26 protein-coding genes are annotated in these 26,421 nt (G+C 71.3%); 11 read left to right on the top strand and 15 right to left on the bottom strand.

Annotated features, from left to right (window positions below; all coding sequences use genetic code 11):
* Positions 1–44 precede the first annotated feature (44 nt).
* From ACI2L3_RS17085 to ACI2L3_RS17150, 14 genes are all read right to left on the bottom strand, one after another.
* A complete protein-coding gene (locus ACI2L3_RS17085) occupies positions 45–581 on the bottom strand; it encodes an SMI1/KNR4 family protein (protein WP_404753140.1) in 537 nt (178 codons plus the stop codon).
* A gap of 35 nt (positions 582–616) precedes the next feature.
* On the bottom strand, positions 617–1,456 hold the full coding sequence (locus tag ACI2L3_RS17090) for a hypothetical protein (RefSeq protein WP_404753141.1): 840 nt from the start codon (positions 1,454–1,456) through the stop codon (positions 617–619).
* A 15-nt stretch (positions 1,457–1,471) separates the two neighbouring features.
* Positions 1,472–1,867, bottom strand: coding sequence for a YccF domain-containing protein (locus tag ACI2L3_RS17095; RefSeq protein ID WP_404753142.1), 396 nt, complete (start codon positions 1,865–1,867; stop codon positions 1,472–1,474).
* Positions 1,864–2,727, bottom strand: coding sequence for a zinc metalloprotease HtpX (htpX, locus tag ACI2L3_RS17100; RefSeq protein WP_393473013.1), 864 nt, complete (start codon positions 2,725–2,727; stop codon positions 1,864–1,866). Before htpX ends, ACI2L3_RS17095 begins: the two co-directional genes overlap by 4 nt.
* A 162-nt stretch (positions 2,728–2,889) precedes the next feature.
* The gene (locus ACI2L3_RS17105; protein WP_404753143.1) at positions 2,890–4,422 is read right to left on the bottom strand and encodes an NADH-quinone oxidoreductase subunit N; all 1,533 of its coding nucleotides are present in this window, start codon (positions 4,420–4,422) and stop codon (positions 2,890–2,892) included.
* Positions 4,419–6,014 (bottom strand): NADH-quinone oxidoreductase subunit M, encoded by a 1,596-nt coding sequence (locus ACI2L3_RS17110; RefSeq protein WP_404753144.1) that lies wholly within the window; start codon positions 6,012–6,014, stop codon positions 4,419–4,421. Before ACI2L3_RS17110 ends, ACI2L3_RS17105 begins: the two co-directional genes overlap by 4 nt.
* 6 nt (positions 6,015–6,020) lie before the next feature.
* Complete coding sequence (locus ACI2L3_RS17115; protein WP_404753145.1) at positions 6,021–8,030, bottom strand: NADH-quinone oxidoreductase subunit L; 2,010 nt, start codon at positions 8,028–8,030, stop codon at positions 6,021–6,023.
* Positions 8,027–8,422, bottom strand: a complete 396-nt coding sequence (gene nuoK, locus ACI2L3_RS17120; protein ID WP_404753146.1) for an NADH-quinone oxidoreductase subunit NuoK — start codon at positions 8,420–8,422, stop codon at positions 8,027–8,029. Before nuoK ends, ACI2L3_RS17115 begins: the two co-directional genes overlap by 4 nt.
* Positions 8,422–9,033, bottom strand: a complete 612-nt coding sequence (locus ACI2L3_RS17125; protein WP_404753147.1) for an NADH-quinone oxidoreductase subunit J — start codon at positions 9,031–9,033, stop codon at positions 8,422–8,424. Before ACI2L3_RS17125 ends, nuoK begins: the two co-directional genes overlap by 1 nt.
* Positions 9,030–9,599 carry a NuoI/complex I 23 kDa subunit family protein gene (locus tag ACI2L3_RS17130; RefSeq protein WP_404753148.1) on the bottom strand — a complete coding sequence of 190 codons (570 nt, stop codon included), beginning with the start codon at positions 9,597–9,599 and terminating at the stop codon, positions 9,030–9,032. The genes ACI2L3_RS17125 and ACI2L3_RS17130 overlap by 4 nt, the downstream gene beginning before the upstream one ends.
* Entirely contained in the window at positions 9,599–10,567 is a 969-nt protein-coding gene (locus ACI2L3_RS17135) for an NADH-quinone oxidoreductase subunit H (RefSeq protein ID WP_404753149.1), read from the bottom strand. The genes ACI2L3_RS17130 and ACI2L3_RS17135 overlap by 1 nt, the downstream gene beginning before the upstream one ends.
* Positions 10,564–11,595: an NADH-quinone oxidoreductase subunit C gene (locus tag ACI2L3_RS17140; RefSeq protein ID WP_404753150.1), complete on the bottom strand. Its 1,032-nt coding sequence runs from the start codon at positions 11,593–11,595 to the stop codon at positions 10,564–10,566. The genes ACI2L3_RS17135 and ACI2L3_RS17140 overlap by 4 nt, the downstream gene beginning before the upstream one ends.
* Positions 11,592–12,209 carry an NADH-quinone oxidoreductase subunit B gene (locus ACI2L3_RS17145; RefSeq protein ID WP_404753151.1) on the bottom strand — a complete coding sequence of 206 codons (618 nt, stop codon included), beginning with the start codon at positions 12,207–12,209 and terminating at the stop codon, positions 11,592–11,594. The genes ACI2L3_RS17140 and ACI2L3_RS17145 overlap by 4 nt, the downstream gene beginning before the upstream one ends.
* Positions 12,200–12,589 carry an NADH-quinone oxidoreductase subunit A gene (locus tag ACI2L3_RS17150; RefSeq protein WP_055547887.1) on the bottom strand — a complete coding sequence of 130 codons (390 nt, stop codon included), beginning with the start codon at positions 12,587–12,589 and terminating at the stop codon, positions 12,200–12,202. The genes ACI2L3_RS17145 and ACI2L3_RS17150 overlap by 10 nt, the downstream gene beginning before the upstream one ends.
* A 236-nt stretch (positions 12,590–12,825) precedes the next feature.
* On the opposite strand from ACI2L3_RS17150, the gene ACI2L3_RS17155 reads away from it, so the two are divergent.
* The 5 genes from ACI2L3_RS17155 to ACI2L3_RS17175 all read left to right on the top strand — a co-directional run bounded on the left by ACI2L3_RS17155 (position 12,826) and on the right by ACI2L3_RS17175 (position 19,839).
* Complete coding sequence (locus ACI2L3_RS17155) at positions 12,826–13,995, top strand: sensor histidine kinase (RefSeq protein ID WP_404753152.1); 1,170 nt, start codon at positions 12,826–12,828, stop codon at positions 13,993–13,995.
* A 208-nt stretch (positions 13,996–14,203) separates the two neighbouring features.
* A complete protein-coding gene (locus ACI2L3_RS17160) occupies positions 14,204–15,565 on the top strand; it encodes a sensor histidine kinase (RefSeq protein ID WP_404753153.1) in 1,362 nt (453 codons plus the stop codon).
* A 263-nt stretch (positions 15,566–15,828) separates the two neighbouring features.
* Positions 15,829–16,500: a LuxR C-terminal-related transcriptional regulator gene (locus ACI2L3_RS17165; protein WP_404753154.1), complete on the top strand. Its 672-nt coding sequence runs from the start codon at positions 15,829–15,831 to the stop codon at positions 16,498–16,500.
* 323 nt (positions 16,501–16,823) lie between these two features.
* On the top strand, positions 16,824–18,755 hold the full coding sequence (locus ACI2L3_RS17170; RefSeq protein ID WP_404753155.1) for a 2-oxoacid:acceptor oxidoreductase subunit alpha: 1,932 nt from the start codon (positions 16,824–16,826) through the stop codon (positions 18,753–18,755).
* The gene (locus tag ACI2L3_RS17175) at positions 18,748–19,839 is read left to right on the top strand and encodes a 2-oxoacid:ferredoxin oxidoreductase subunit beta (protein WP_404753156.1); all 1,092 of its coding nucleotides are present in this window, start codon (positions 18,748–18,750) and stop codon (positions 19,837–19,839) included. Before ACI2L3_RS17170 ends, ACI2L3_RS17175 begins: the two co-directional genes overlap by 8 nt.
* A gap of 36 nt (positions 19,840–19,875) precedes the next feature.
* On the opposite strand, the gene ACI2L3_RS17180 is transcribed toward ACI2L3_RS17175, so the two are convergent.
* Positions 19,876–20,247 (bottom strand): winged helix-turn-helix transcriptional regulator, encoded by a 372-nt coding sequence (locus ACI2L3_RS17180; protein WP_404753157.1) that lies wholly within the window; start codon positions 20,245–20,247, stop codon positions 19,876–19,878.
* Between the two features lie 101 nt (positions 20,248–20,348).
* On the opposite strand from ACI2L3_RS17180, the gene ACI2L3_RS17185 reads away from it, so the two are divergent.
* The 6 genes from ACI2L3_RS17185 to ACI2L3_RS17210 all read left to right on the top strand — a co-directional run bounded on the left by ACI2L3_RS17185 (position 20,349) and on the right by ACI2L3_RS17210 (position 26,408).
* Positions 20,349–21,209, top strand: coding sequence for an SDR family oxidoreductase (locus tag ACI2L3_RS17185; protein ID WP_404753158.1), 861 nt, complete (start codon positions 20,349–20,351; stop codon positions 21,207–21,209).
* 202 nt (positions 21,210–21,411) lie between these two features.
* Complete coding sequence (gene rarD / locus ACI2L3_RS17190; RefSeq protein WP_404753312.1) at positions 21,412–22,317, top strand: EamA family transporter RarD; 906 nt, start codon at positions 21,412–21,414, stop codon at positions 22,315–22,317.
* A complete protein-coding gene (locus ACI2L3_RS17195) occupies positions 22,314–22,766 on the top strand; it encodes a VOC family protein (RefSeq protein ID WP_404753159.1) in 453 nt (150 codons plus the stop codon). The genes rarD and ACI2L3_RS17195 overlap by 4 nt, the downstream gene beginning before the upstream one ends.
* Before the next feature lie 90 nt (positions 22,767–22,856).
* Positions 22,857–24,590, top strand: a complete 1,734-nt coding sequence (locus ACI2L3_RS17200) for a hypothetical protein (RefSeq protein WP_404753160.1) — start codon at positions 22,857–22,859, stop codon at positions 24,588–24,590.
* A 180-nt stretch (positions 24,591–24,770) separates the two neighbouring features.
* Positions 24,771–25,715, top strand: a complete 945-nt coding sequence (locus ACI2L3_RS17205; RefSeq protein WP_404753161.1) for a M28 family metallopeptidase — start codon at positions 24,771–24,773, stop codon at positions 25,713–25,715.
* Positions 25,716–25,811: 96 nt separating this feature from the next.
* Positions 25,812–26,408 (top strand): flavodoxin family protein, encoded by a 597-nt coding sequence (locus ACI2L3_RS17210; protein WP_404753162.1) that lies wholly within the window; start codon positions 25,812–25,814, stop codon positions 26,406–26,408.
* Positions 26,409–26,421: the final 13 nt, after the last annotated feature.

Raw genomic sequence — 26,421 nt, forward strand, 5'->3', positions numbered from 1 at the left:
CGGCTCCGGGAGGGCCATGGGTGCCCCCCCCAGGAAAGGAGGCCTCACGCGTGCGTGCGGGCGTCCTTCCAAGGCGGCAGGTCCAGGTCGTCGTTGTCCTCCTCGTACCACCCCGTGCCGTCGAGCCAGGTGGTGAGCCACGTGGTGAGGCTCAGGGAGTCGACGAACCAGGCGTGCCGCGGGTCGCCGCCGTTGGGCTCGAAGAGCAGGACCTGCGCCTCGTCGGTGTGGCAGTCCACGCACGCGTACATCGCGCAGCCCCAGTGGGATATCGGCAGGACGCCATCGGGCCAGCCCCACTCGGAGTCGCGCATCGTGAAGTACTCCTCGACGACGGACGGTTCGCCTCCGGAGGACTTGCCTTCGAGCAGGGGCAGCAGGCCGTACTCCGGGCCGAATCCGCCGTCCCCTATGCGGGTGTAGAGCGCGGCGAGCAGCGGGGGCAGGGTGAAGCCGAGGGAGGCCTCCGCCCGGGCCAGGGTGTCCGCGTCCATGGGGGCGGGAAGGGAGTCCCAGCCCCAGGGACGGGTGGCGCGCGCCTCGGTGGCGACACGGGCCAGCAACTGCTCGCTGTTGTTCATGAGTTCATGGTGGACCACGGCACTGACAATCGGCCTCAGGCCAGGACGACCCCGATGTTCGTCCGCGTGAGGAGCGCGAGGAGCTCCTCGAAGGACGGCGGGCCGCCGCCTGTGCGGGGTGTGACGCCCAGGCAGGTCCGGGCGGTGTGCGCGTCGTGCCAGACGAGGGTGAAGGGCAGTGGGGGCCCGAGGCCCCCGCGGAGGTGGTCGGAGAGCGTGTCCGCGGTCCGTCCGACGTATCCTCCGGGGCCGTTCACCGCCTCGCCGAGTGCACAGTAGAAGGCCGGTTCGTCGGTGATGTGGCGACCGTCGAGGTGGTACGTGGCGCCGGGCGCCGCGTCCGGCCCGCGCCGCCGGTCCCCGTGCTCGCGGGCGATGGCCAGCCAGTGGGAGCGGCCCTCGGTGTCCATGCCAGGAAGAGCCCATGAGTTGGGCTCCGTGGGGCGGCCGGCCCACCAGGTGTCCCACACTTTCCCGGCGGAACGCGGTGGCCGTACGGTCCACGGGTCCAGGGCCAGGTCGACCAGGCCGCGTCCGCGCGCGGAGGGGATCCAGGCGACTACCTCGCCCTCCACGGCGTGCTGGAGGGGTCGGCCCAGCCTGCCGAGGCGCAGGACCCTGCCGTGGCCGAGGTCGCCTTTGCCGGACTCCAGCGCGCCTCTCAGGGCGCCGCGCGGTGAGCAGCCGAGGAGTCGTACGGGCGGTTCCGCCAGCTCGTCCGGTGGGGCGTCGCGTCCTTCGGGGATGCCCGGCCGGTCCGGCAGTTGGTCGGCGAAGGCGAAGAGGTGCTTCGCGTCCTCGCAGAGGGCCCATATCTCGTCGTACGGAGAGGCCTCGGGGTCGTACGCGGCGAGGGCGTACCTCGGCTGCCGCACCGGAGTGCGCCCTCTTCAGTAGCGCGCGGCGAACGGCTGGTCGGTGCGGACGATGTCGCGGCCGAGCGGCAGCAAGGAGACCGGGATCAGCTTGAAGTTGGCGACGCCCAGGGGGATGCCGATGATCGTGACGCACAGCATGAGGCCGGTGACGATGTGGCCGATGGCGAGCCACCAGCCCGCGAGGAGCAGCCACAGCACGTTGCCGACGCAGGAGGGCGCGCCCGCGTCGCGGCGCTCGACCGTCGTGTAGCCGAAGGGCCACAGGGCATAGCGGCCGATGCGGAAGCTGGCCAGGCCAAATGGGATGCCGATGATCGTGACGCAGAGGATCGCGCCCGCGACCAAGTAGGCCAGGAACATCCAGAAGCCGCAGAGGACGAGCCATATGACGTTCAGGATTGTCTTCACTGGTGGCGACCTGCCATCTGCTCGAGTCGGGCGATGCGCTCCGCCATCGGCGGGTGGGTGGAGAACATCTTGGACATGCCCTGCCCCGGACGGAAGGGGTTCGCGATCATCATGTGACTCGCGGTCTCGAGGCGGGGCTCGGGAGGCAGCGGCAACTGCTTCGTCCCCGCGTCGAGTTTGCGCAGGGCGCTCGCGAGGGCGAGGGGGTCTCCGGTGAGCTGCGCGCCGGACGCGTCGGCCTCGTACTCCCTGGAGCGGCTGATCGCGAGCTGGATGACGGAGGCCGCCAGCGGGCCGAGCAGCATGATCAGGAGCATGCCGAAGATGCCGGGGCCTTCGTTGTCGTTCGACCGGCCGACCGGGATCAGCCAGGCGAAGTTGACCAGGAACATGATCACGGAGGCGAGGGCGCCGGCGACCGACGAGATCAGGATGTCGCGGTTGTAGACGTGACTGAGCTCGTGGCCGATCACGCCCCGCAGCTCGCGCTCGTCGAGGAGGCGGAGGATGCCGTCGGTGCAGCACACCGCCGCGTTGCGCGGATTGCGGCCCGTGGCGAACGCGTTCGGCGCCTCCGTGGGCGAGATGTACAGGCGGGGCATGGGCTGGCGGGCCTGGGTGGAGAGCTCGCGGACCATGCGGTACAGCTCTGGAGCCTCGAATTCGCTCACCGGACGGGCCCGCATCGCGCGCAGGGCCAGCTTGTCGCTGTTCCAGTACGCGTACGCGTTGGTGCCGAGCGCTACGAAGAGCGCGACGATCAGGCCCGTACGCCCGAAGAAACTGCCGATGACAAGGATGAGCGCGGACAGTCCCCCGAGGAGTACGGCGGTCTTCAACCCGTTGTGCCGGCGGTGCACGGTACGCCCTCCTGGTGGTGCGTGGGGGAACCCTCTGCTGACTGGTGCTTCCACTGTTCAGTGGACCCTCCCGTACTGGTCAACGCCAGGCGGGGAGCACTAGTTCCCTTGTGCACGCATGAGCGATGTAGGCCGCGCGGGTGACGGCCCACGGGGACCGCGTCAGAACAGGCCGGTGTCCGAGAACCTCAGGACCAGCTGCGGTGCTCCGGAGAGCGCGATGCCGAGGACGGCCGTCAGCGCGATGGCCGCGGTGAGCGGTGCGGGCACGCGGTGCTTGACCGGCTCTCCCTCCGGGGCGCGGAACAGGAGCGCCGTCCACTGGAGGTAGTAGAAGAGCGCGATCACCACGTTCACGGCCATGACCACGGCGAGCCAGCCGAGGCCCGCGTCGACGGCGGCCGAGAAGACCGTGACCTTCGCGAAGAGGCCGATGATGCCGGGCGGCAGGCCTGCCAGGCAGAGCAGGAAGAAGCCGAGGACGAGGGCGGCGAGGGGGCTGCGCGCGTACAGGCCGCGGTAGTCGCTGACGCGGTTCAGGCGCTGTGTACGGCCGACGAGGGCGGCCACGGCGAAGGCGCCGAGGTTCACGGCGGCGTACATCAGGGCGTACGCGACGGTCGAGCCGATGGCCTTCTCGGCGGCGGCCTCGTTGTCGGCGTACCCGGCGGCGGCGATGGGCACCAGGAGGTACCCGGCCTGGCCGACCGAGGACCAGGCGAGGAGGCGGACCGCGCTGTACGCGCGCGTGGACTGCTGGCGCAGGGCCGCCACGTTGCCGGCGGTCATGGTGAGCGCGGCGAGGACGGCGAGCGCGGGGCCCCAGACGTCCGCGTACGACGGGAAGGCGACGACGGTGACGAGGATGAGGCCGGTGAAGCCGACGGCCTTCCCGACGACGGAGAGGTAGGCGGCGACGGGCAGGGGCGCGCCTACGTAGGTGTCGGGCACCCAGAAGTGGAAGGGCACGGCGGCCACCTTGAAGGCGAAGCCGACGAGGGTGAGCGCTACGCCCGTCTGGGCGAGCGTGTGGAGCTGTCCGTCGACGTCCTGGAGCTTGGTGGCGATCTCCGTGAGGTGCAGGGTGCCGGTGGCGGCGTACACGAAGCTGACGCCCATGAGGCTCACGGCGGTCGCGGTGACCGAGGAGAGGAAGAACTTCAGGGCCGCTTCGGAGGAGCGCTTGTCGCCCCTCCGAAGGCCGACGAGGGCGAACGCCGGCAGGGACGCGACTTCCAGAGCCACGATAAGGGTCGCGAGGTCGCGCGAGGCGGGCAGCAGGGCGGCGCCCGCCGCGGAGGAGAGCAGCAGGAACCAGAACTCCCCTGCGGGGAGTTCGTCGCCGGAGTCCTTGAGGGTGCTCATGGAGAGCAGGGCGGCGAGCAGGGCGCCGCCGAGGACGAGGAGCTGGATGACGAGGGTGAAGCGGTCGGCGGTGTAGCTGCACGCGTGCGCGCCCCCGCCGGTCAGGCAGAAGGTGGAGCGGTCGTCGTCCAGGAGGGGCAGCAGGGCGAGCGCGGCCGCGGCCAGACCCGCCACGGAGATCCAGCCGAGGAGCGCCTTCTTGCCGTCCTTCACGAAGAGGTCGGCCACGAGCACGACGAGGCCGACGACCGCGGCGATGGTCGGCGGCGCGATCGCGAGCCAGTCGACGGACTGGACCAGGCTTGCGGCGCTTTCGGCGGCCACGGTCACGACTTGCCTCCAGTGAGGAGCTTCTGCACGGCCGGGTCGGTCAGGCCGAGGAGAGCCGCGGGCCAGAGTCCGGCGAGGACGGTGAGGGCGACGAGGGGGGTCCAGGCGGCGAACTCGTAGCCGTGGACGTCGGCGAGCGCCTTGGGGGCGGGCTCGTCGGCCGTGGCGGGCCGCGACATCGGGCCCATGCAGACCCGGCGTACGACGATGAGCATGTACGCGGCGGTGAGCAGGGTGCCGAAGGCGGCGATGGCCATGAAGGTGAGGAACGCGGGGCGGCTCAGGTCGTCCGCGGGCTCGAACGCTCCGAACAGGGCGAGCATTTCGCCCCAGAACCCGGCGAGTCCCGGCAGTCCGAGGGAGGCGACGGCGCCGAAGGCGAGGAGGCCGCCGAGGCGGGGCGCCTTGCCGTAGAGCGCGGCGCCGGACCCCTGTGCGAGGGAGTCGAGGTCGGTGGTGCCGGTGCGGTCCTTCAGCGCGCCGACGAGGAAGAAGAGCAGGCCGGTGATGAGGCCGTGGGCGATGTTGGCGAACAGCGCGCCGTTCACGCCGGTCGGGCTCATCGTCGAGATGCCGAGCAGGACGAAGCCCATGTGACCGACGGACGAGTACGCGATGAGGCGCTTGAGGTCGCCCTTCGCGCCCTGCCTGGCGAGCGCGAGGCAGGCCAGGGAGCCGTAGATGATGCCGACGACCGCGAAGGCGGCGAGGTACGGCGCGAACTCCCGCATGCCGTCGGGGGCGATGGGCAGGATGATCCGGACGAACCCGTACGTACCCATCTTCAGCAGCACGCCGGCCAGCAGGACCGAGCCGACGGTCGGCGCGGCGGTGTGGGCGTCGGGCAGCCAGCTGTGCAACGGCCACATCGGCGTCTTGACCGCGAGCCCGATCCCGATCGCCAGAACCGCGATGACCTGCACGGATGTGGTCAGGCCCCGGTCGTTGTCAGTGGCGAGTGCCACCATGTCGAATGTGCCGGACTTGAGCCCGATGAGGAGCAGGCCCAGCAGCATGACGACGGATCCGAGCAGGGTGTAGAGGATGAACTTCCAAGCGGCCCGGGTCCGTTGCTCACCGCCCCAGCGGGCGATGAGGAAGTACATCGGGATGAGCACCATCTCGAACGCCAGGAAGAACAGCAGCAGATCGAGGACGGCGAAGGTCGCGAGGGTGCCGGACTCGAGCATGAGGATCAGTGCGACGAACGCCTTGGGGGACGGGCCCTCGGGCAGCTTGAAGTAGGAGTAGAGCGCGCAGAGGAAGGTCAGCAGCGCGGTCAGGACCAGGAGGGGGAGCGAGATGCCGTCGATGCCGAGGTGGATGCGCACGTCGAGTGCGGGGATCCAGCTGATATCGGTCGTGGCCTGCATCTTCGACGGCTGGTCGTGGTCGAAGCCGAGCGCGAGGACGATCGCGGCGATGAGGATCACGCCGGTCACGGTCACGCCGTGGCGCAGCACGGCCTGGTCGGATGACTTCCCCTTCAGCCCGGGCGGGGCCGGCAGGAGGGCGGCCACGGCGCCGATGAGCGGGCCGACGACGATCAACGCCAGAAGAAACTGCATCACGGACTCACTGATACCGATCACGGCTGCTCACGCTCCGGCGGTGGCGACGAGGACGGCGGCGACGGCCAGGACGACCGTGCCTGCGAGCAGCGCGCTCAAATAGGTCTGCACGTTGCCGGTCTGCGCGCGACGGACGGCCGCGCCGAGCCAGCGGGGTGCGGCGCCCGCGCCACGCACGTACGTCTCGACGACCTCGCGGTCGAGGAAGCGGACGAGTCCCGCGGCGGCCCGGACCGGGCGCACGAACAGGACGGTGTAGACGGCGTCGAGGTGGAAGCCGGCGGCCGCGTGCCGGTGCAGCGGTCCGAGCAGCAGACGGCCGGGGTCGGCCGGGTCCGGTGCCGAGGCCACGTCTCCGTACGCCGGGGTGTGGGCGGCGATGGCCTCCGCCTCCACCTGGCCGCCGTCGCCGTCCGGGCTCGCGGCGACCGCGCCCATCGGGACGCGGGCGGTGAGGGCCGTGGTGTGCCGCCACGCGCCGTAGGTGACCAGGGCGCCGACGAGTGCGAGGCCCGTGCCCAGCACGGAGGTGGTGAGCGTCGGGGCGAGCGAGTGGCCGTCGAACCAGTCCGGCAGGACGCCGACGGTCAGACCGAAGACGAGGGAGGGGACGGCGAGCACCCAGAGGACGGCGGTCATGGCGACGGGCTGCTTCCCGTGGTCGGGAGCCTGCGCTCCCCTGCCGTTGAAGGCGAGCAGCCAGAGCCGCGTCGCGTACGCGGCGGTGAGGAGGGCGGTGAGCAGACCGGCGACGAGGACGATCCAGCCCGCCGCGGTGGGCGCGGAATCGGCGTGGCCCGTGGCCGTGTGCTCGGCGGCGCCGAGCACGGCTTCCTTAGAGAAGAAGCCGCTGAACGGCGGGATCGCGGCGAGCGCGAGGAGCGCCACGGTCATCGTCCAGTAGGCGTCGGGGACGCGGTCGCGCAGGCCCTTCATGCGGGACATGGCGGCCAGCGAGTTGGTGCCGGCGGCGTGGATGATCACGCCCGCCGTGAGGAACAGCAGCGCCTTGAAGGCGCCGTGCGACAGGAGGTGGAAGACGGCGGCACCGCGGTCGCCGACGGCGAGGGCGCCGGTCATGTAGCCGAGCTGGCCGATCGTCGAGTACGCGAGGACGCGCTTGATGTCGTCCTGGGCGAGCGCGGCGAGGGCCGAACCGGCCATCGTGACGGCGGCCATGACGGCGAGGACGACCAGGGCCGCGTCGGAGGTGGCGAAGACGGGGAGGAGCCGGGCCACGAAGTAGACACCGGCGGCGACCATCGTCGCGGCGTGGATCAGCGCGGAGACCGGCGTGGGGCCGGCCATCGCGTCGGGCAGCCAGGTGTGCAGCGGGAACTGGGCGGACTTGCCCGCGACGCCCGCGAGGAGCAGCAGGGCGATGAGCGTGGGGTGGTCCAGGCCGCCGTCCGCGACCGTCGCGAGGATCGTCGTGACGCGGAAGGAGCCCGTGTCGGCGGCGAGCGCGAACAGGCCGATCAGGAAGGGGACATCACCGAGCTTGGTGACGAGGAAGGCCTTCAGGGAGGCGGCGCGCGCCTCGGGGGTCTCCCAGTAGTGGCCCACCAGGAAGTACGAGCAGATGCCCATGATCTCCCAGCCGACCAGGAGCACCATCAGGTCGCCGGAGTAGACGACGAGCAGCATCGCGGAGGTGAAGAGGGAGACGAGAGCGGCGTACGAGGGGTAGCGGGGGTCCTCGCGGAGGTAGCCCGTCGAGTAGATCTGCACGCAGGAGGCGACGACGCCGACGAGGACGGCGACGAGGGCGGCGAAGCCGTCGATGTGCAGGGCGAGCTCGATGGGGACCGAGCCGGTCGGGGTGAGCTCGGTGGCGGCGTCGACCGGGGCTGTGCCGCTGCCGGTGCCGCCGCCCTGACGGGCCGCCACGAGTACGGCCAGGACGAGGGCCGTCAGTGTGGGCAGTACCGCGAGGGGCCGGACGAGGCCGGGGGCGCGGCGGCCGAGGAGCAGGCCCGCGGCCGCGCCCAGGAACGGAAGGAGGGGGACGAGGACGGCGAGGGTGGTCGTGGTCACGCGGTGGCCTCAGCCTTCTTCGACGTCTGCGCCGACGGCGGCTGATGTGCGGGGTCGGGCTCTTCGGCGGCGGACTCGGCGCTCTCGGCGGTGTCGCGGAGTTCGTCGACGGCGGAGCTGCCGCGGTTGCGGTAGACCGCCAGGACGATCGCGAGGCCGATGCCGATCTCGGCGGCGGCGATGGCGATGACGAAGAGGGTCAGGGCCTGGCCGGCGTGGAGGGAGTCGCGGAGCCAGACGTCGAAGGCGACCAGGTTGAGGTTGACGGCGTTGAGCATGAGCTCGACGGACATCAGGACCAGGATCGCGTTGCGCCGGGCGAGCACTCCGTACAGGCCGACGCTGAAGAGGAGGACGGCGAGGACGGCGGGATAGGCGAGGTGGAGGTGCATCAGCTGTTCTCCTCCCGGTCCGTGGCACGGGCATCCGGCGCGGCGGTCGACGTGCTGTTCGGCGCTGCGGTCGACGCGGTGTTCCTACGGGACAGGACGATCGCGCCGACGAGGGCGGCGAGGAGGAGGACCGAGAGCGCTTCGAAGGGGAGCACCCAGTGCCGGAAGAGGACCGAGCCGGTCACGTCGGTGGAGCCCTGGGCGGCGCCGTCCAGGTCGATCACCGTGGTGCGGAACGCGTCCACGACGACCCAGACCAGGGCGGCGGCCGCGGTGAGGGCCACCGCGAACGCGACCGGACGGTTGCCCGAATCGGCGTCCGGGGAGCGGCCGATGGGGGCCCTGGTGAGCATCAGACCGAAGAGGAGGAGGACGACCACTGAACCGACGTAGATGAGGACCTGCACCCAGGCGATGAACTCGGCGGTCAGCAGGAGGTACTCGACGGCCAGTCCGCCGAGCGCCACCACGAGCCACAGGGCGGCGTGCACCAGCTGCTTGGTCGTGACCGTGATGACGGCCGCGCCGAGCGTGACGAGGCCGACCAGGAGGAAGGCGATCTCGACGCCCGTGGGCGACAGGAAGCCCTGTGTTTCGGCGGCGATGTTCACGACTCCTCGCTCTTCACCTCGGCGGCGGCCTGCTTCTCCGCGGCCTTGCGGGCGGCGGCGAGTTCCTTCGGTTCCTCGGCGCCGGGGTCCAGGGCGGGCGGGGCCGGCACGGTCCACATCCAGTCGCGGAGCTTGTCGCGCTCGTGGGTGAGTTCGTGGATGTCGGTCTCGGCGTACTCGAACTCCGGCGACCAGAAGAGCGCGTCGAAGGGGCAGACCTCGATGCAGATGCCGCAGTACATGCAGAGGGCGAAGTCGATGGCGAAGCGGTCGAGGACGTTGCGGCTGCGCTCACGGCCGCCGGGGGCGGCGGGCGGGACCGTCTCCTTGTGGGAGTCGATGTAGATGCACCAGTCGGGGCACTCGCGGGCGCAGAGCATGCAGACCGTGCAGTTCTCCTCGAACAGGCCGATGACGCCGCGGGTGCGGGGCGGCAGTTCGGGCTGGTGTTCCGGGTACTGCTCGGTGACGGTCTTCTTCGTCATCGTGCGGAGGGTGACGGCGAGGCCCTTGGCCAGGCCGCTGCCGGGGATGCCGGGCCGGGTGGGCGGGAGAAAAGGTGCCATTAGTTGATCGCCACCTTCACGATGCCGGTGAGCGCGATCTGCGCGAGGGCGAGCGGGACGAGGAGGGTCCAGGCGAGTTTCTGGAGCTGGTCCTCGCGGAGACGGGGGTAGGACACGCGCAGCCAGATGACCACGAAGGCCAGGACGGCCGTCTTCAGCAGGGTCCAGACCCAGCCGAGGCCGTCGGCACCCCACGGACCGTGCCAGCCGCCCAGGAACAGGACGGTGGTCAGTCCGCACAGGACGACGATTCCGGCGTACTCGGCGAGGAGGAAGAGGGCGAAGCGCAGGCCGGTGTACTCGGTGTAGGCGCCGAAGATGATCTCGGAGTCGGCGACCGGCATGTCGAAGGGCGGACGCTGCAGTTCGGCGAGGCCCGCGACGAAGAAGACGAGGGCGCCGACGATCTGCCAGGGCAGCCACCACCACTCGAAGGCGTCGACGATGCCGGGCAGCGACACCGTGCCGGCGGCCATGGCGACCGAGGCGGCGGCGAGCAGCATCGGCAGTTCGTACGCGAGGAGCTGGGCGGCGGTGCGGAGGCCGCCGAGGAGGGAGAACTTGTTGGCGCTGGCCCAGCCCGCCATGAGCGAGCCGAGTACGCCGACGCCCATCACCGCGAGTACGAAGAAGATGCCCGCGTCGACGACCTCGCCGACCGCGCCCTCGCCGGGGCCGATCGGGATGGCGATCAGGACGAGGAGGTAGGGGAGGAGGGCGATCGCGGGGGCCAGTTGGAAGATGCGGCGGTCCGCCGCCGCCGGGACGATGTCTTCCTTCTGGGCGAACTTGACGCCGTCGGCGACGAGTTGGGCCCAGCCGTGGAAGCCGCCCGCGTGCATGGGGCCGAGGCGGCCCTGCATGTGGGCCATCACCTTGTGCTCGGTCTGGCCGACGACGAGGGGCAGGATCAGGAACGCCGCGAAGACGATGACGAGGCGCAGGGCGACGTCGAGGACGTCGTTCACTCGTTCCCTCCAGTGTCTCCGGTATCCCCGGTATCCCCGGTATCCCCGGTGTCCCCGGTGTCCCCGGTACGGGGGTTCTCTGGCTTTGGCGTGGGGTCGGGCTCGGGCTGCTCCGTGGTGTCGAACGCCGGGCGGGCGTGGTGCCAGGGAGCGTCGGACTTCGCCTCGGGTGTGGCCTCCGGCGTGGGGGCCGGAGCCGGGGTCGCCGCTCGTTGCGACGCCGATCCCTGGCTCGCGCTGCGCGCGCGCCTCGGGCGGCGGGCCGGGGCCTCCCCGTCGGCGGGCGCGGCCGGGGTGTTCTCCGCCGGGGGCGTCGCTGCGGCCTGGCTGGCGGAGCCCTCGCTCACGCTCCGGGTCCGCCGCGCGGGGCGTTCGCCGGCGGCGCGGCCCGCCGCCCCGGCAGCAGCCGCTCCAGCGGCTCCCGCGCGCCCCGCCCCGCGCGCCGGACGTGCCGGAGCCGGCGGGAGCTGGCCCTTCAGAGGGCCCCACTCGTTCGGGTCGGGTACGCCGGGCGGGAGCATCTGGCGGCGCTTGGGGCCGCCGTGCTCGGACTCGCCCGGCTCCTTGGCGCCCGGCCAGGCCTTGGCGACGCGGGCCGCGAGCACGAAGTCCTTGCGGAGGGGGTGGCCCTCGAAGCTGTCGGGCAGGAGGAGCGGGGTCAGCCCGGGGTGGCCCTCGAAGGTCACGCCGAACATCTCGTGCGTCTCGCGCTCGTGCCAGGCGGCGCCCGCATAGACGCCGACCGCGGAGGCGAGCACGGGGGCGTCGTGCGCGACGGTCGTACGGAGGAGGAGGCGGCGTACGGGAGAGAGGGCGACGACGTGGGCGGCCACGCGGAAGCCGGTGCCCGGTTCGTCGACCGCGCTCAGCCAGTCGAAGTAGGTGCAGGAGAGTGTGGTGCGGGCCGTCTCCAGAGCGGTGGTCCACGAAGCCGGGGGGACGTCGACGGTCAGGACGTCGTACGACTCCTCGGCCGTCGCCTCCGTGCCGAAGAGCTCCTCGACGGGGCTCGGCAGCCAGCCGGTCATGCCCGGTCCTCCCCCGGCGCGGGCGCCTTCACCAGGCCGCTCTGCAGCGCGGCCGCCGAGGGACGCCCGCCCGAGCCGTTCCCGTACCGCTCCCCCAGCGACTCCCGAGCGATCTTCTCCTGGAGTTTGAGGATGCCCTGGAGGAGCGCCTCCGGGCGGGGCGGGCAGCCGGGGACGTACACGTCGACCGGGATGATCTGGTCGACGCCCTTCGTCACGGAGTACGAGTCCCAGTACGGGCCGCCGCAGTTGGAGCAGGCGCCGAAGGAGATGACGTACTTCGGTTCGGGCATCTGCTCGTACAGGCGCTTCACCGCGGGCGCCATCTTGTCCGTGACCGTGCCGGAGACGACCATCAGGTCGGCCTGGCGCGGTCCCGGCGCGAAGGGGATGACGCCGAGCCGGATGAAGTCGTGGCGCGCCATGGACGCGGCGATGAACTCGATGGCGCAGCAGGCGAGGCCGAAGTTGAAGACCCAGAGGGAGTACCGGCGGCCCCAGTTGAGGACCACCTTCATCGGCTCGGGGGCGAGGCGGGAGAGCACACCGAGCCTCTTCGGCTCCGGCAGGTCCACGGGAGCGGAGGCGGCGGCGGGAGCGGGGGTCACGTCCACGTCAGGACGCCCTTCTTGTATGCGTACAGCAGGCCCACGGCGAGGAAGCCGAGGAAGATGAACATCTCCACGAGTGTCGTCGCGCCGTAGCCTGGCGCGGCGAAGACCGTCGCCCAGGGGAAGAGGAAGATCGAGTCGACGGCGAAGATCACGTAGAGGAACGCGTAGACGTAGTAGCGGACCTGGGTGTGGGCCCAGCCCTCGCCGACGGGGTCGACGCCGCACTCGTACGTCAGAAGTTTCTCCGGGGTCGGCACCACCGGGCGCAGCAGCCGTCCCGCGCCGAAGGCCACGGCGACGAACAGCACGCCCACGACCGCGAGCAGTCCGACGACGGAGTACGACTGGTAGTAGCTTGCCGCGACGTTCGTCACGTGCACGTCACTCCCTCACTCCCTGACCGTCCTTCACTGACCGTCCTTCACTCCCTGACCCTGACCCTTTTCGACGATCCGTACGCAGACGCTTTCGACGATCTGTACGCACGGGAGTCTAGGGCCTGCTAAAGGTTCGGTAAGCAGAGCGTCACGCAACGACCGGGGTGGGGTTATCCCCCCGGCCGCCCCGGCGGCCGCCCTCATGGCGTCGCGGCGCCGGGCCGGGCACCCTAGCGCGTATGACCGCACGCACCACGCTCCCGCACGACGACCGGCCGCCCCCCGCGCGCTTCGCGTACGACCGGCACACCTGGAAGGAGATCGCACACCTCCTGGTGAACCTGCCGGTGGGGATCGTCGGCTTCGTCTACGCCGTGAGCGTGCTGTCGATCGGCATCGGGCTGACGGTGACGGTGATCGGTCTGCCGCTGCTCGCGCTGGGACTGCTCGGCGCGCGCCAGCTGGGCAGGGCCGAGCGGGCGCGGGCCAGAAAGCTGCTCGGCGTCCGGATCGACGAGCCGAGCCCGATGCCGGGGCACCGCGGGCAGAGCTTCTTCGCGCGGCTGTGGGCGAACCTGCGGGACCCGGTGGGCTGGCGCACCATGCTGTACGCGTTCATCCGGCTGCCGTGGGGCGTGGCGACCTTCGCGGTCACCGCCGTCGGGCTCTTCGTGCTCTGGCCGGTGCTGCCCTTCGTCGCGCGCGGCCTCACCAACGCCGACCGGGCGATGGTGCGCGGAATGCTGTCGCCCTCCGACGAGTTGGAGCGGCGCATCGCCGAACTGGAGTCCGACCGGGGCGTCGTGGTGGACACCGCCGCCGCCGACCTGCGCCGCATCGAGCGCGATCTGCACGACGGCGCGCAGGCCCGCCTCGTCGCCCTCGCCATGGGTCTCGGCCTCGCCAAGGAGAAGCTCCTGGAGGACCCCGACGCCGCGGCCTCCATGGTCGACGAGGCGCACGGCGAGGTGAAGCTCGCCTTGCAGGAACTGCGCGATCTGGCCCGCGGCATCCACCCGGCCGTCCTCACCGACCGCGGTCTCAACGCCGCGCTCTCCTCGGTGGCGTCGCGCTGCACGGTGCCGGTGAAGGTGACCGCCGACCTGCCGGCGCGCCCGGCGGCGGCCATCGAGGGCATCGCGTACTTCACGGTCTCCGAGCTGCTGCAGAACATCAGCAAGCACAGCGGGGCGAAGTCCGCGAGCGTCGACGTCTGGCGTTCGGAGGACCGGCTGCTCATCCAGGTGTGGGACGACGGGCGCGGCGGGGCGCGGCTCGACGGCGGGACGGGCATGGCGGGGCTCGCGGACCGGCTCGGCGCCGTGGACGGGCTCTTCGTGATCGATTCCCCGCAGGGCGGGCCGACGACGATCACGGCGGAGCTGCCGTGGCGGGACCGCGTGGGGTAGGGAAAACCCCCGGTGGAAGACGCCGACCCGCTCCATGGTCGCGAGCCGCCGCGACGACGAGTCTGTAACCAGGGCAGGCGGAGGCCCGGAACAAGGGCAAGCAGAGGCCCGGAACAAGGGCAGGCAGAGGCCCGGAACCAGGGCAGGCAGAGGCTGGCCCGGGGCAAGCACAGACCCACATACACAGACGCAGAAACGGACGGCAGCGATGGCCACCGAGTACGGACAGGGGTACGCGCAGATGGACCGGCCGGATTACCGGGACCCCGACACCGGGAAGCGGCGGCACCGCCTGCCCGCCGGGCTGCGCGCCCCCATCGAGGCCCGCGCCTGGCGCGAGTTCGGCTACACCATGCTGAGCCTGCCGATCGGCATCACGTCCTTCGTCTTCGCCATCACGATGCTCTCCCTCGGCGTGGGCCTGCTGATCACCTTCATCGGCATCCCGGTCCTTGCGGCGGGGCTGGCCGGCTGCCGCGGCATCGGCGCCCTGGAGCGGACGCGGGCGCGCGGTCTGCTCGGTCTTGAGGTCGCGCCGCCGGAGCCGCTGCGCCCCAAGGGCGGTGGCCCGATGGCGCTCATGGGGGCCGTGCTCAAGAGCGGCGCGTCCTGGCGGCACCTGCTCTATTCGCTGCTGATGCTGCCGTGGTCGGTCTTCTCGTTCGTGGTGGCGGCGGCTTTCTGGTCGTACGGCTGGCTGATGCTCACGTATCCGCTCTGGTTCTGGCTCTTCCCGATGTACGGGGGGCAGGACGGCATCCAGCTCTACGGGGGCGACGACGGCCACCGCATCTACCTCGACAACCCCTTCGAGCTCGGCATCACCGCCGCGACGGGGCTGCTCATCACGCTGGCCAGTCCGTGGATCGTGCGGGCGCTGACGACCGTGGACCGCGTGCTGGTGTTCGGGCTGCTCGGCCCGTCGCGGCTCGCGACCCGCGTCGTCGAGCTGGAGTCGGACCGCGGTGTCGTCGTGGACACCGCCGCGGCCGATCTGCGCCGCATCGAGCGCGATCTGCACGACGGCGCGCAGGCCCGCCTCGTCGCCCTCGCCATGGACCTGGGCCTCGCCAAGGAGAAGCTGGCCGAGGATCCGGAGGCCGCGGCGCGCATGGTGGACGAGGCGCACGGCGAGGTGAAGGTCGCCCTTCAGGAGCTGCGCGACCTGGCCCGCGGCATCCACCCGGCGGTCCTCACCGACCGCGGCCTGGACGCGGCGCTCTCCTCGCTGGCCGCCCGCTGCACGGTGCCGGTGCAGGTGGAGGTGGACCTGACGAGCCGTCCGGCGGCGGCCATCGAGGGCATCGCGTACTTCACGGTCTCCGAGCTGCTGCAGAACATCAGCAAGCACAGCGGCGCCCGGGCCGCGGGTGTCGACGTCTGGCGGGCCGAGAACCGGCTGATGCTCCAGGTGACCGACAACGGGACGGGCGGCGCCGACGTGTCGGCGGGCTCCGGTCTCGCGGGCCTCGCGGAGCGGCTCGACGCGGTCGACGGGATCCTGGTCGTCGACTCGCCGGCGGGCGGCCCGACGACGGTCACGGCGGAGCTGCCGTGGCGTCAGGGTTGAGCTGAACCCTGAGCCCTGCCCCCTGCCCCGGGGGGAAGCGCACACCGCCCCGGCTCCTCACAGAGCCGGGGCCGCACGCCGTGCGATGGCCGTACGCAACAGTCTGGCGACCGGCCCGGTGGCCCGCCCCGGATCGCGCGATACTGAGGTGCCGAGTGTTCGGCCGACGCGACCGCTGTCGGACCGATGCGGGCCAGACAAGCGCGCCCGGGGCCGGAACTGCCCCGCGCCGGGGGGCCGGAAAAGTGCCGGGGGGCCAAAAGATGGAGGACAAGGTGCGGGTGGTCATCGCCGAGGATTCAGTGCTGCTTCGGGAGGGCCTGACCCGCCTGCTGACCGACCGCGGGCACGACGTGGTCGCCGGTGTGGGTGACGCCGAGGCGCTGATCAAGACGATCACCGACCTCGCCGCGCAGGACGCCCTGCCGGACGTGGTCGTCGCCGACGTGCGGATGCCTCCGACCCACACCGACGAGGGCGTGCGCGCCGCGGTGTATCTGCGCCACCAGCACCCCGACCTCGGGGTCCTGGTCCTTTCGCAGTACGTCGAGGAGCAGTACGCCACCGAGCTGCTCGCCGGGTCGAGCCGCGGCGTGGGCTATCTGCTCAAGGACCGGGTCGCCGACGTGCGGGAGTTCGTCGACGCGGTGGTGCGGGTGGCGGAAGGCGGCACGGCGCTCGATCCGGAGGTCGTGGCGCAGTTGCTGGGTCGCAGCCGCAAGCAGGACGTGCTCGCGGGGCTTACACCGCGGGAACGCGAGGTACTCGGACTGATGGCCGAAGGACGGACGAACTCGGCGGTCGCGCGGCAGCTCGTGGTGAGCGACGGCGCCGTCGAGAAGCACGTGAGCAACATCTTCCTGAAGCTCGGCCTGTCGCAGAGTGACGGGGATCACCGCCGCGTGCTCGCGGTCCTCACCTATCTCAACTCATGACCAACTGACACCCTGTCAGACAGCACGTGACAGCACTCGGTAGCGGGGGCGCAACAGCGGGAACAGGGACAACCACGGAGAGTGACGGGTAGCCGCAGGAAGCCGGAGCAAGTCCTAGAACCAAAGGATGAGCGGGGAGCGTCATCCATGGAGGACCGGGGGGCGAGGCAAACCATGGCAAACCAGTGCATCACGGCGTCTCAGAAACGCATCCAGAATGCGAGCTTCCCCAGGAAGGCGACCCTTACAGACGTAGGGTGGACCTTGGGAGCGCCGGCCGTCCCGGCGATTCCGCACAGTCGCCTCGAGGGAGGTCCAGTTCAGTGACCAGCCAGGTCAGTAGCGAAGCCGAGCAGGCCGACGGGGCAGTCGTCGGAGGACAACGCAAGCCCGCAGGTGACAAGGGTGTTCGCCGTCTGGACCGGGTGATCATCCGCTTCGCGGGTGACTCCGGTGACGGCATGCAGCTCACGGGTGACCGGTTCACTTCGGAGACCGCCTCCTTCGGCAACGACCTGTCGACGCTGCCGAACTTCCCCGCCGAGATCCGCGCGCCCGCCGGGACACTCCCGGGCGTTTCCTCCTTTCAGTTGCATTTCGCCGACCACGACATCCTGACCCCGGGCGACGCGCCGAACGTGCTTGTGGCGATGAACCCGGCGGCGCTGAAGGCGAACATCGGCGACGTGCCGCGCGGCGCGGAGGTCATCGTCAACACCGACGAATTCTCCAAGCGGGCGATGCAGAAGGTCGGTTACGCCACCTCCCCGCTGGAGGACGGCTCGCTGGACGGCTACAGCGTGCACCCGGTGCCGCTGACCACGCTGACGGTGGAGGCCCTGAAGGACTTCGACCTGTCCCGCAAGGACGCCGGGCGCTCGAAGAACATGTTCGCGCTCGGGCTGCTTTCGTGGATGTACCACCGGCCGACCGAGGGAACCGAGAAGTTCCTGCGGGCCAAGTTCGCCAAGAAGCCCGAGATCGCCGAGGCGAACATCGCGGCGTTCCACGCGGGGTGGAACTTCGGGGAGACCACCGAGGACTTCGCGGTCTCCTACGAAGTCGCCCCGGCCGCCCACGCGTTCACGGCCGGCACCTACCGCAACATCTCGGGGAACCTCGCCCTGTCGTACGGTCTGATCGCGGCGGCCCGGCAGGCGGATCTGCCGCTGTACCTCGGCTCGTACCCCATCACGCCGGCCTCCGACATCCTGCACGAGCTGTCCAGGCACAAGAACTTCGGTGTGCGCACCTTCCAGGCCGAGGACGAGATCGCGGGCATCGGCGCGGCGCTGGGCGCGGCGTTCGGCGGGTCGCTGGCGGTGACCACGACCTCGGGTCCCGGTGTGGCGCTGAAGTCGGAGACCATCGGGCTGGCCGTCTCGCTGGAACTGCCGCTGCTGGTGGTGGACATCCAGCGCGGCGGTCCGAGCACGGGGCTGCCGACCAAGACCGAGCAGGCCGACCTGTTGCAGGCGATGTTCGGGCGCAACGGCGAGGCGCCGGTGCCGATCGTGGCGCCGAGGACGTCGGCGGACTGTTTCGACGCGGCGCTGGAGGCGGCCCGGATCGCGGTGACCTACCGGACGCCGGTGTTCCTGCTGTCCGACGGCTATCTGGCCAACGGCAGCGAGCCGTGGCGCATCCCCGAGCTCGATGAACTGCCCGATCTGCGCGTGCAGTTCGCCTCCGGGCCCAATCACACCGAGGCCGACGGCACCGAGACGTTCTGGCCCTACAAGCGCGATCCGCAGACGCTGGCCCGCCCGTGGGCGATCCCGGGCACGCCGGGCCTGGAGCACCGCATCGGCGGCATCGAGAAGCAGGACGGCACGGGCAACATCTCCTACGACCCGGCCAACCACGACTTCATGGTCCGCACCCGGCAGGCCAAGGTCGACGGCATCGCCGTGCCCGACGTGGAGGTCGACGACGCGGGCGGGGACGCCGACACGCTGGTCCTCGGCTGGGGTTCGACGTACGGGCCGATCACCGCGGCCGTCCGCAGGCTGCGCGCCGCCGGCGAGTCCATCGCGCAGGCCCATCTGCGCCACCTCAATCCGCTGCCGCGGAATCTGGGCGAGGTCCTCGCACGGTACGACAAGGTGGTGGTCCCCGAGATGAACCTCGGCCAGCTCGCCACCCTGATCCGCGCCAAGTACCTGGTGGACGCGGTCTCGTACAACCAGGTCAATGGAATGCCCTTCAAGGCCGAGCAGCTCGCCACGGCTCTCAAGGAGACCATCGATGGCTGACACGAAGACGGCCGGGCCGGAGGGGACCGGGAGCACGATCGAAGCGCTTTCCCTGGTGCCCAAGGCCGACGCCCAGCAGTCCATGAAGGACTTCAAGTCCGACCAGGAGGTGCGCTGGTGCCCCGGCTGCGGTGACTACGCCGTGCTGGCGGCCGTGCAGGGCTTCATGCCCGAGCTCGGCCTGGCGAAGGAGAACATCGTCTTCGTCTCGGGCATCGGCTGCTCCTCCCGCTTCCCGTACTACATGAACACGTACGGGATGCACTCCATCCACGGCCGCGCCCCGGCCATCGCCACCGGCCTGGCCTCCTCGCGCAGGGACTTGAGCGTCTGGGTGGTCACCGGTGACGGCGACGCGCTGTCCATCGGCGGCAACCACCTCATCCACGCCCTGCGCCGCAACGTGAACCTGAAGATCCTGCTGTTCAACAACCGGATCTACGGCCTCACCAAGGGCCAGTACTCCCCGACCTCCGAGGTCGGCAAGATCACCAAGTCGACGCCGATGGGCTCCCTCGACGCGCCCTTCAACCCGGTCTCCCTCGCGATCGGCGCCGAGGCGTCCTTCGTGGCCCGCACCGTGGACTCCGACCGCAAGCACCTCACCTCGGTGCTGCGCGAGGCCGCCGCGCACCCCGGCACCGCGCTGGTGGAGATCTACCAGAACTGCAACATCTTCAACGACGGCGCCTTCGAGGTCCTCAAGGACAAGCAGCAGGCCGAGGAGGCGGTGATCCGCCTGGAGCACGGGCAGCCGATCCGCTTCGGCGCCGACGGTGCGAAGGGCGTCGTGCGCGACCCGGCCACGGGCGACCTCAAGGTCGTCGCCGTCACGCCGCACAACGAGGCCGACATCCTGGTCCACGACGCGCACGCCACCTCGCCGACCACGGCCTTCGCGCTCTCCCGGCTCGCCGACCCGGACACCCTGCACCACACCCCGATCGGCGTCCTGCGCAACGTCGAACGACCGGTCTACGACACCCTCATGGCCGACCAGCTCGACACCGCCATCGAGCGGGACGGCAAGGGCGACCTGGCCGCGCTCCTCGCCGGCGGCGACACCTGGACGGTCGTCGGCTAGTCCTGCCTCTGGAACGCGGAGCCCGGTCCTGATCTTTCAGGACCGGGCTTCGTCGTACTCCTGACGCGCCTTCTGTACGTCGTCCATGCGCCGCTCCGTCCAGGACGCGAGGGCCCTGACCTGCTCGGCGGCCTCGCGCCCCAGCTCCGTGAGGGAGTAGTCGACGCGCGGCGGGATGACCGGCTTGGCGTCGCGGTGCACCAGGCCGTCGCGCTCCAGGATCTGCAGCGTCTGGGCCAGCATCTTCTCGCTGACCCGGCCGATCTCGCGGCGCAGCTCGCTGAACCGGTACGAACGCTCCGCCAGGGCGATCAGGACGAGGACGCCCCAGCGGCTCGTCACGTGCTCCAGGACGAGGCGGTGGGGGCACATCTCCTCGCCCGCGACGTTCCAGCGGCTTACTCCCATGCCAGTACCTTACTTCAAGGTGGGTACTTACGGAAAGTTAGCGCCGCCCCTAGGGTAGGTGTCATACCGACTCCCACCGGACACAACAGGAGCATCCAGACATGAGCATCGTCGTCACCGGAGCCACCGGACACCTCGGCCGTCACGTCATCGAGGGGCTGCTCGCCGCACAGGTCCCCGCCGGGCAGATCGCGGCCGTCGTACGCGACAAGGAGAAGGCCGCCGACCTGGCCGGGCGCGGCGTCGAGCTGCGCGTCGCCGACTACAGCGCGCCCGAGACCCTGCGCGGCGTCTTCGCCGCGGGCGACCGCGTACTGCTGATCTCCGGCAGCGAGGTCGGGCGGCGCGTGGAGCAGCACCGCGCGGTCGTCGACGCCGCGCGCGAGGCGGGCGTCGCGCTCCTCGCCTACACGGGCATCCTCGGCGGCCCCGACGCCGACTTCGAGCTGGCGGCCGAGCACAAGGTGACCGAGCAGCTGATCCTCGACTCCGGCCTCCCGCACACCTTCCTGCGCAACGGCTGGTACCACGAGAACTACACCGAGCACCTCGCCCCGGTCCTGGAGCACGGCGCCGTGGTCGCCTCCGCGGGCGACGGCCGCGTCGCCTCCGCCGCGCGGGCCGACTACGCCGCGGCCGCCGTCGCCGTACTGACCGGCGAGGGCCACGAGGGCAAGGTCTACGAGCTGAGCGGCGACGTCGCGTGGAGCTTCGCCGAGTACGCCGCCGAGGTCGCGGCGCAGACCGGCAAGGACATCACGTACGCGAACGTGTCCGCCGAGCAGCACCTCGCGGTGCTGACCGGCGCGGGGGTGCCGGAGCCGATGGCGGCCGTCCTCGTCGACGTGGACGCGGCGATCGGGCGGGGGCGCCTGGCGGGGACGAGCGGGGATCTGGCGCGGCTGATCGGCCGGCCCACGGTTCCTCTGGCCGACGCCGTGTCGGTGGCGCTCAAGGGCTGAGCCCCCTGATCCCCTCCTGATCCCTACGCCTGTCATGAGCGTCTCCCCCTAACAGGCATGACAGCCGAGGGTTCCCGGCGCTACCTTCAGTGGGGCAGCATGGGCTGCCGTGCACGAAGGAGATGCCGTGGACAGCGGAGCAGCCGGGAAGCCGGGGAACGAGCAGCGCGTCGGACTGCTGAACGGCTTCGCCGCCTACGGGATGTGGGGGCTCGTCCCCCTCTTCTGGCCACTCCTCAAACCCGCCGGCGCCGTCGAGATCCTCGCCCACCGGATGGCCTGGTCCCTCGTGGTCGTCGGCGTCGCGCTGCTCTTCATACGCCGATGGGGCTGGGCCCGCGAGCTGCTGCGCCAGCCGCGCAGGCTCGGCCTGGTGGCGGTCGCCGCGGCGGTCATCACGGTCAACTGGGGCGTCTACATCTGGTCCGTGAACTCGGGCCACGTCGTCGAGGCGTCCCTCGGCTACTTCATCAACCCGCTGGTCACCATCGCCATGGGCGTCCTGCTGCTCGGTGAGCGGCTGCGCCCGGTGCAGTGGGCGGCGGTCGGCATCGGGTTCGCGGCGGTCCTCGTGCTGGCGTTCGGCTACGGGCAGCCGCCGTGGATCTCCCTCTGCCTCGCCTTCTCCTTCGCGACGTACGGCCTGGTCAAGAAGAAGGTCAACCTCGGCGGCCTGGAGTCGCTGGCCGCCGAGACCGCCGTGCAGTTCCTGCCCGCCGTCGCCTACCTGGCGTGGCTCACCACGCAGGGCGACATCGTGTTCGGCACGGAGGGCGCCGGGCACGCGGCGCTGCTCGCGGCCACCGGTGTGGTGACCGCCGCTCCCCTGGTCTGCTTCGGGGCCGCGGCGATCCGGGTGCCGCTCTCCACGCTGGGGCTGCTGCAGTACCTCGCGCCGGTCTTCCAGTTCCTGCTCGGCATCCTGTACTTCCATGAGGCGATGCCGGCCGAGCGGTGGGCGGGCTTCGGCCTCGTGTGGCTGGCGCTCTCCCTGCTGACCTGGGACGCGCTGCGAACGGCCCGGAGGAACGCGGCACGGGTGGCCGCCGCCAGGGAGGCGGCCGCGATCTCCGTCGAAACGGGTATCCGATATAACTCGTCAGCATGACGACTCTGCACTGGAAGCTGGTCATCGACGCGACCGACCCGCACGCCCAAGCGGCCTTCTGGGCCTCGACGTTGGGGTACGAGGTCGAGGACAACAATGCCCTCATCGAGCGTCTCCTCGGACTCGGTGCGGCACCCGAAGCCGCGACCGTCGAGTTCCGCGGCCGCCGCGCCTGGCGCGACCTCATCGCCGTCCGGCACCCCGACGACCCGTACGACAAGGACAGCGGAACCGGCCTGGGCCGCCGAATCCTCTTCCAGCGCGTGCCCGAGGCCAAGAACGGCAAGAACCGGCTGCACCTCGACGTGCACACCGAGCCGGGCCGCCGCGACGACGAGGTGCGCCGGCTCGAAACGCTGGGCGCGGCCGTGGCGCGGCACGTCAAGGAGCCCGGGGGCGAGTGGGTGATCATGACGGACCCTGAGGGGAACGAGTTCTGCGTCCACTAGTGGCGCGGGGCTCACTTACCTCTGGGTAAAGCATGGCCGGGCCGCGTGGCCGACCGGGGGCGGCGGACCCGTCTTTGGCAAGCTGGGGCGATGGCAGAGCAGCCGCGCGCCCACCGTCTCCTCCTCGCCGTCTGCGGCGCCTTCGCCCTGCTGTCCCTCGTTCTCGTCCCGCTCACCCTGCCCCTCGGGTGGGACGAGATCGTCTACGCCAGCCGCTACTCCCCGTACGCCCCCGCCACGCCGTTCAGCGCGCCCCGCACCCGCGGCGTGCCGTTCCTCATCGCGCCCGTGGCGTCCTGGAGCGACTCCGTCGTGCTGCTCAGGGTGTGGCTGACGCTGCTCGCGACCGTCGCGCTCTATCTGGGGTTCCGCCCCTGGCTGCGCGTCCTGCACCGGCCGTCGGCGGCCGCCGTCGCCGCCGCGCTCTACGGCGGGCTGTGGTTCGCGCTGTTCTACGCGAGCGCCGCGATGCCCAACCACTACACCGCCATGGGTGCCGTCGGGGCCGTCGGCCTCTTCCTGTGGCCGCGGCAGTCCGCCGCCACCTGCGCCGGGATCGCGGGCGGCCTCGCGCTGGCCACGCTGATGCGCCCCAACGACGGTGCCGCGCTGGGCGCGCCGCTTCTCGTCGCGGCGCTCGTGGTGCCCCGCCGGCGGGGGCGAGGACGCCTCCTCGCCGTCCTCGGCGGGGTCGCGGCGGGTGCGCTGCCGTGGATCGTCGAGGCGTACGTCCGGTTCGGCGGCGTCCGCGAACGGCTGACGGAGGCGAGTGAGGTGCAGGGGGACCTGCGGCCCCTGCTGTCCCTCGTCCACCACCTCACCGTCATGGACGGACCACTGCTCTGCCGCCCCTGCGACGGCGACGGCATCCGCCTCCTCACGGTGGAGTGGTGGCTGCTGCTGCCGGTGCTGGTGGGGGTGGGGTTGTGGAGTGTGGGGGGTGGGCGGGGTGTGGGGGGTGGGCGGGATGTGTGGGGTCCGGGGAGCGGGCGCGGTGCCGGTGCCGGGAGCGGTGCCGGTGCCGGGAGCGGTGCGGGGAGCGGGCGCGGTGCGGGGAGCGGACGAGGTGCCGAGAGCGGGCGCGGTGCCGGGCGCGGGCAGGGTCCGGGGAGCGGACGAGGTGCCGGGCGCGGGCAGGGTCCGGGGAGCGGACGAGGTGCCGGGCGCGGGCAGGGTCCGGGGAGCGGACGAGGTGCCGAGAGCGGGCACGGCGCCGAGAGCGGGCACGATGCCGAGAGCGGGCAGGGTCCGGGGAGCGTGCGGGGTGCGGGCGCTACGGACTCGGGTGGGGTGCTGCTCGCCGTGGTCGCCGCGCTCGCCGTCGCTCTCCCCTACCTCCTCCTCGTCCCCTACGCCGCCCCCCGCTTCCTCCTCCCCACCCACGCCCTGCTCGCCCCGGCCGCCGCCCTCGGGGTGCTCGCCCTCGCCGGGGCCGTCCGTGCGTCCCGTCGGCCGCGGGCCGGTGTCGCCGTGCTGGGGCTCGTCCTCGTGGCGCACCTCGCCGTTCAACTGCCCCTCGTCCACGGCAACGCCAGGATCCAGGCGGGCGCCCGCGGCGACTGGGCGCGGATCGCCGAAGTCCTGCACGAGCACGGTGTCGGAGGGGAAGGCGGCGGCGCTCCGTGCGTCCTGCGCGGCAACGCCTCCGTCATCCCCATCGCGTATGTCTCCGGATGCGCGCCCGGCGGACCCGACGACCCGGACCGCCGCCTCGACGCCCTGGTCCTGCGCGAGGCGGACCCGCCGCACTGGGCCCGCTCCTGGTCCCGCCACCCCGTCCCCGGCACCTACGCCCCGGGATGGGTCGTCCACGTACGCCCGTAAGCGCACGCCCGGACGTATACGGGAACATGTCCGCCCGCTATGCGGAACTGCCCGCCCGCTCTGCGGTCTTGACGCCACTACAGCCCCACCCGCACCATCGAGCAACTCCGAACTCGTGCGCGAACTCGCAAGCCCCGCGCAGGAATTCGTATGCCATCCACGGAAACCGGAGCCCCCCACATGAAACTCTCCGTTCCCGGACGTACCGCCGCGGCCGCAGCCATAGCCGTCGCCGGACTCCTCACCACCACCGCGATATCCACCGCGGCGCCCGCCCCGGAGGCGGCCGCCGCGCCCGACATCTCCGTGGCCAACGTCAAGGCGCACCTCGCCGACCTCCAGGGCGTCGCGGACGCCAACGGCGGCAACCGGGCCCACGGCAGCGCCGGATACAAGGCATCCATCGACCACCTGAAGGGCAAGCTCGACGCCGCCGGATTCACCACCTCCGTCCAGGAGTTCACCGCGGGCGGCGAGACCGGCTACAACCTGATCGCCGACTGGCCGGGCGGCGACGAGGGCCAGGTCGTCATGGCCGGCGCCCACCTCGACAGCGTCTCCGACGGGCCCGGCATCAACGACAACGGTTCCGGGTCCGCCGCCGTCCTGGAGACCGCGCTCACCGTGGCCCGCGAGCAGTACAAGCCCACCAAGCACCTGCGGTTCGCCTGGTGGGGCGCCGAGGAGATCGGCCTGGTCGGCTCCTCGCACTACGTCGACAGCCTGGCCGGCGCCGACCGTTCGAAGATCAGCGGCTATCTGAACTTCGACATGATCAGCTCACCGAACGCCGGTTACTTCGTCTACGACGACGACCCCGCCATCGAGAAGACCTTCAAGGACTACTACGCGGGCGTGAACGTCGCCACGGAGCCGGACGACGAGGGCGACGGACGCTCCGACCACGCGCCGTTCCAGCAGGCCGGCGTCCCGGTCGGCGGCCTGTTCAGCGGCGCCGAGACCACCAAGTCCGCGGCGCAGGCCCAGAAGTGGGGCGGCACGGCGGGCGAGCCGTTCGACAAGTGCTACCACTCGTCGTGCGACGGCCGGACGAACATCGACGAGAAGGCGCTCGACCGCAACAGCGACGCGGTCGCGTACGCGGTGTGGGGGCTGTCCGCGTAGACCGGCCGCCCCAGTAACCCCTGGACGGCGTTGCTTGCGCGTGCATATAGTGCACATGCAAGCAACGCCGTGTGCAAGCGACCCCAGGGGGATCCCATGACCCGCAAGTTCCTCTTCGTTCTCGGCAGCGCCCGCCCCGAGGGCAACACCGAGCTCCTGACCCGCAAGGCCGCCGAACAGCTGCCCCCGGACGTCGAGCAGCGCTGGGTGAGCCTCGCCGACGTACCCCTCCCCGACTTCGAGGACCAGCGGCACGACGACAGCCGCCCGCGCGCCCGGCCCCGCCCCGTCGGCGACAACGAGGCGCTGCTCCTGGACGCCACCCTGGAGGCCACGGACATCGTCATCGCGTCGCCGCTGTACTGGTACTCCGTGTCGGCCACCGTCAAGCGCTACCTCGACTACTGGGACGCCTGGCTGGAGACCCCGGAGATCGACTTCAAGAAGACCCTCGAGGGCCGCACCCTGTGGGGCGTGACGGCGCTCGCGCACCGCGAGGAAGAGGTCGCCGAGCCGCTGATCGGCACGTTGAACCACACCGCCGCCTTCTTCCCGATGCGCTTCGGCGGCGTCCTGCTCGGCAACGGCACCCGGCCCGGCCATGTCCTGGAGGACACCGAGGCGCTTGCGCGCGCCAAGACGTTCTTCGCGCAGGAGCCGCCGCTCGCCCGCTTCCCGTACGACAAGGGCTGAGAGCCTGTCTTCG

The sequence above is a fragment of the Streptomyces sp. NPDC029674 genome (assembly GCF_044903205.1).
Taxonomy (GTDB): Bacteria; Actinomycetota; Actinomycetes; order Streptomycetales; family Streptomycetaceae; genus Streptomyces.

Excerpts from the sequence above, each read along its gene's own strand:
- ACI2L3_RS17140 (WP_404753150.1), bottom strand. The coding sequence starts at position 11,595 with ATGACCGGCTGGCTGCCGAGCCCCGTCGAGGAGCTCTTCGGCACGGAG.
- ACI2L3_RS17175 (WP_404753156.1), top strand. The coding sequence starts at position 18,748 with ATGGCTGACACGAAGACGGCCGGGCCGGAGGGGACCGGGAGCACGATC.
- nuoK (WP_404753146.1), bottom strand. The coding sequence starts at position 8,422 with ATGCACCTCCACCTCGCCTATCCCGCCGTCCTCGCCGTCCTCCTCTTC.
- ACI2L3_RS17200 (WP_404753160.1), top strand. The coding sequence starts at position 22,857 with ATGGCAGAGCAGCCGCGCGCCCACCGTCTCCTCCTCGCCGTCTGCGGC.
- ACI2L3_RS17185 (WP_404753158.1), top strand. The coding sequence starts at position 20,349 with ATGAGCATCGTCGTCACCGGAGCCACCGGACACCTCGGCCGTCACGTC.
- ACI2L3_RS17180 (WP_404753157.1), bottom strand. The coding sequence starts at position 20,247 with ATGGGAGTAAGCCGCTGGAACGTCGCGGGCGAGGAGATGTGCCCCCAC.
- ACI2L3_RS17195 (WP_404753159.1), top strand. The coding sequence starts at position 22,314 with ATGACGACTCTGCACTGGAAGCTGGTCATCGACGCGACCGACCCGCAC.
- ACI2L3_RS17165 (WP_404753154.1), top strand. The coding sequence starts at position 15,829 with ATGGAGGACAAGGTGCGGGTGGTCATCGCCGAGGATTCAGTGCTGCTT.
- ACI2L3_RS17155 (WP_404753152.1), top strand. The coding sequence starts at position 12,826 with ATGACCGCACGCACCACGCTCCCGCACGACGACCGGCCGCCCCCCGCG.
- rarD (WP_404753312.1), top strand. The coding sequence starts at position 21,412 with ATGTGGGGGCTCGTCCCCCTCTTCTGGCCACTCCTCAAACCCGCCGGC.
- ACI2L3_RS17205 (WP_404753161.1), top strand. The coding sequence starts at position 24,771 with ATGAAACTCTCCGTTCCCGGACGTACCGCCGCGGCCGCAGCCATAGCC.
- ACI2L3_RS17210 (WP_404753162.1), top strand. The coding sequence starts at position 25,812 with ATGACCCGCAAGTTCCTCTTCGTTCTCGGCAGCGCCCGCCCCGAGGGC.
- ACI2L3_RS17085 (WP_404753140.1), bottom strand. The coding sequence starts at position 581 with ATGAACAACAGCGAGCAGTTGCTGGCCCGTGTCGCCACCGAGGCGCGC.
- ACI2L3_RS17130 (WP_404753148.1), bottom strand. The coding sequence starts at position 9,599 with ATGGCACCTTTTCTCCCGCCCACCCGGCCCGGCATCCCCGGCAGCGGC.
- ACI2L3_RS17160 (WP_404753153.1), top strand. The coding sequence starts at position 14,204 with ATGGCCACCGAGTACGGACAGGGGTACGCGCAGATGGACCGGCCGGAT.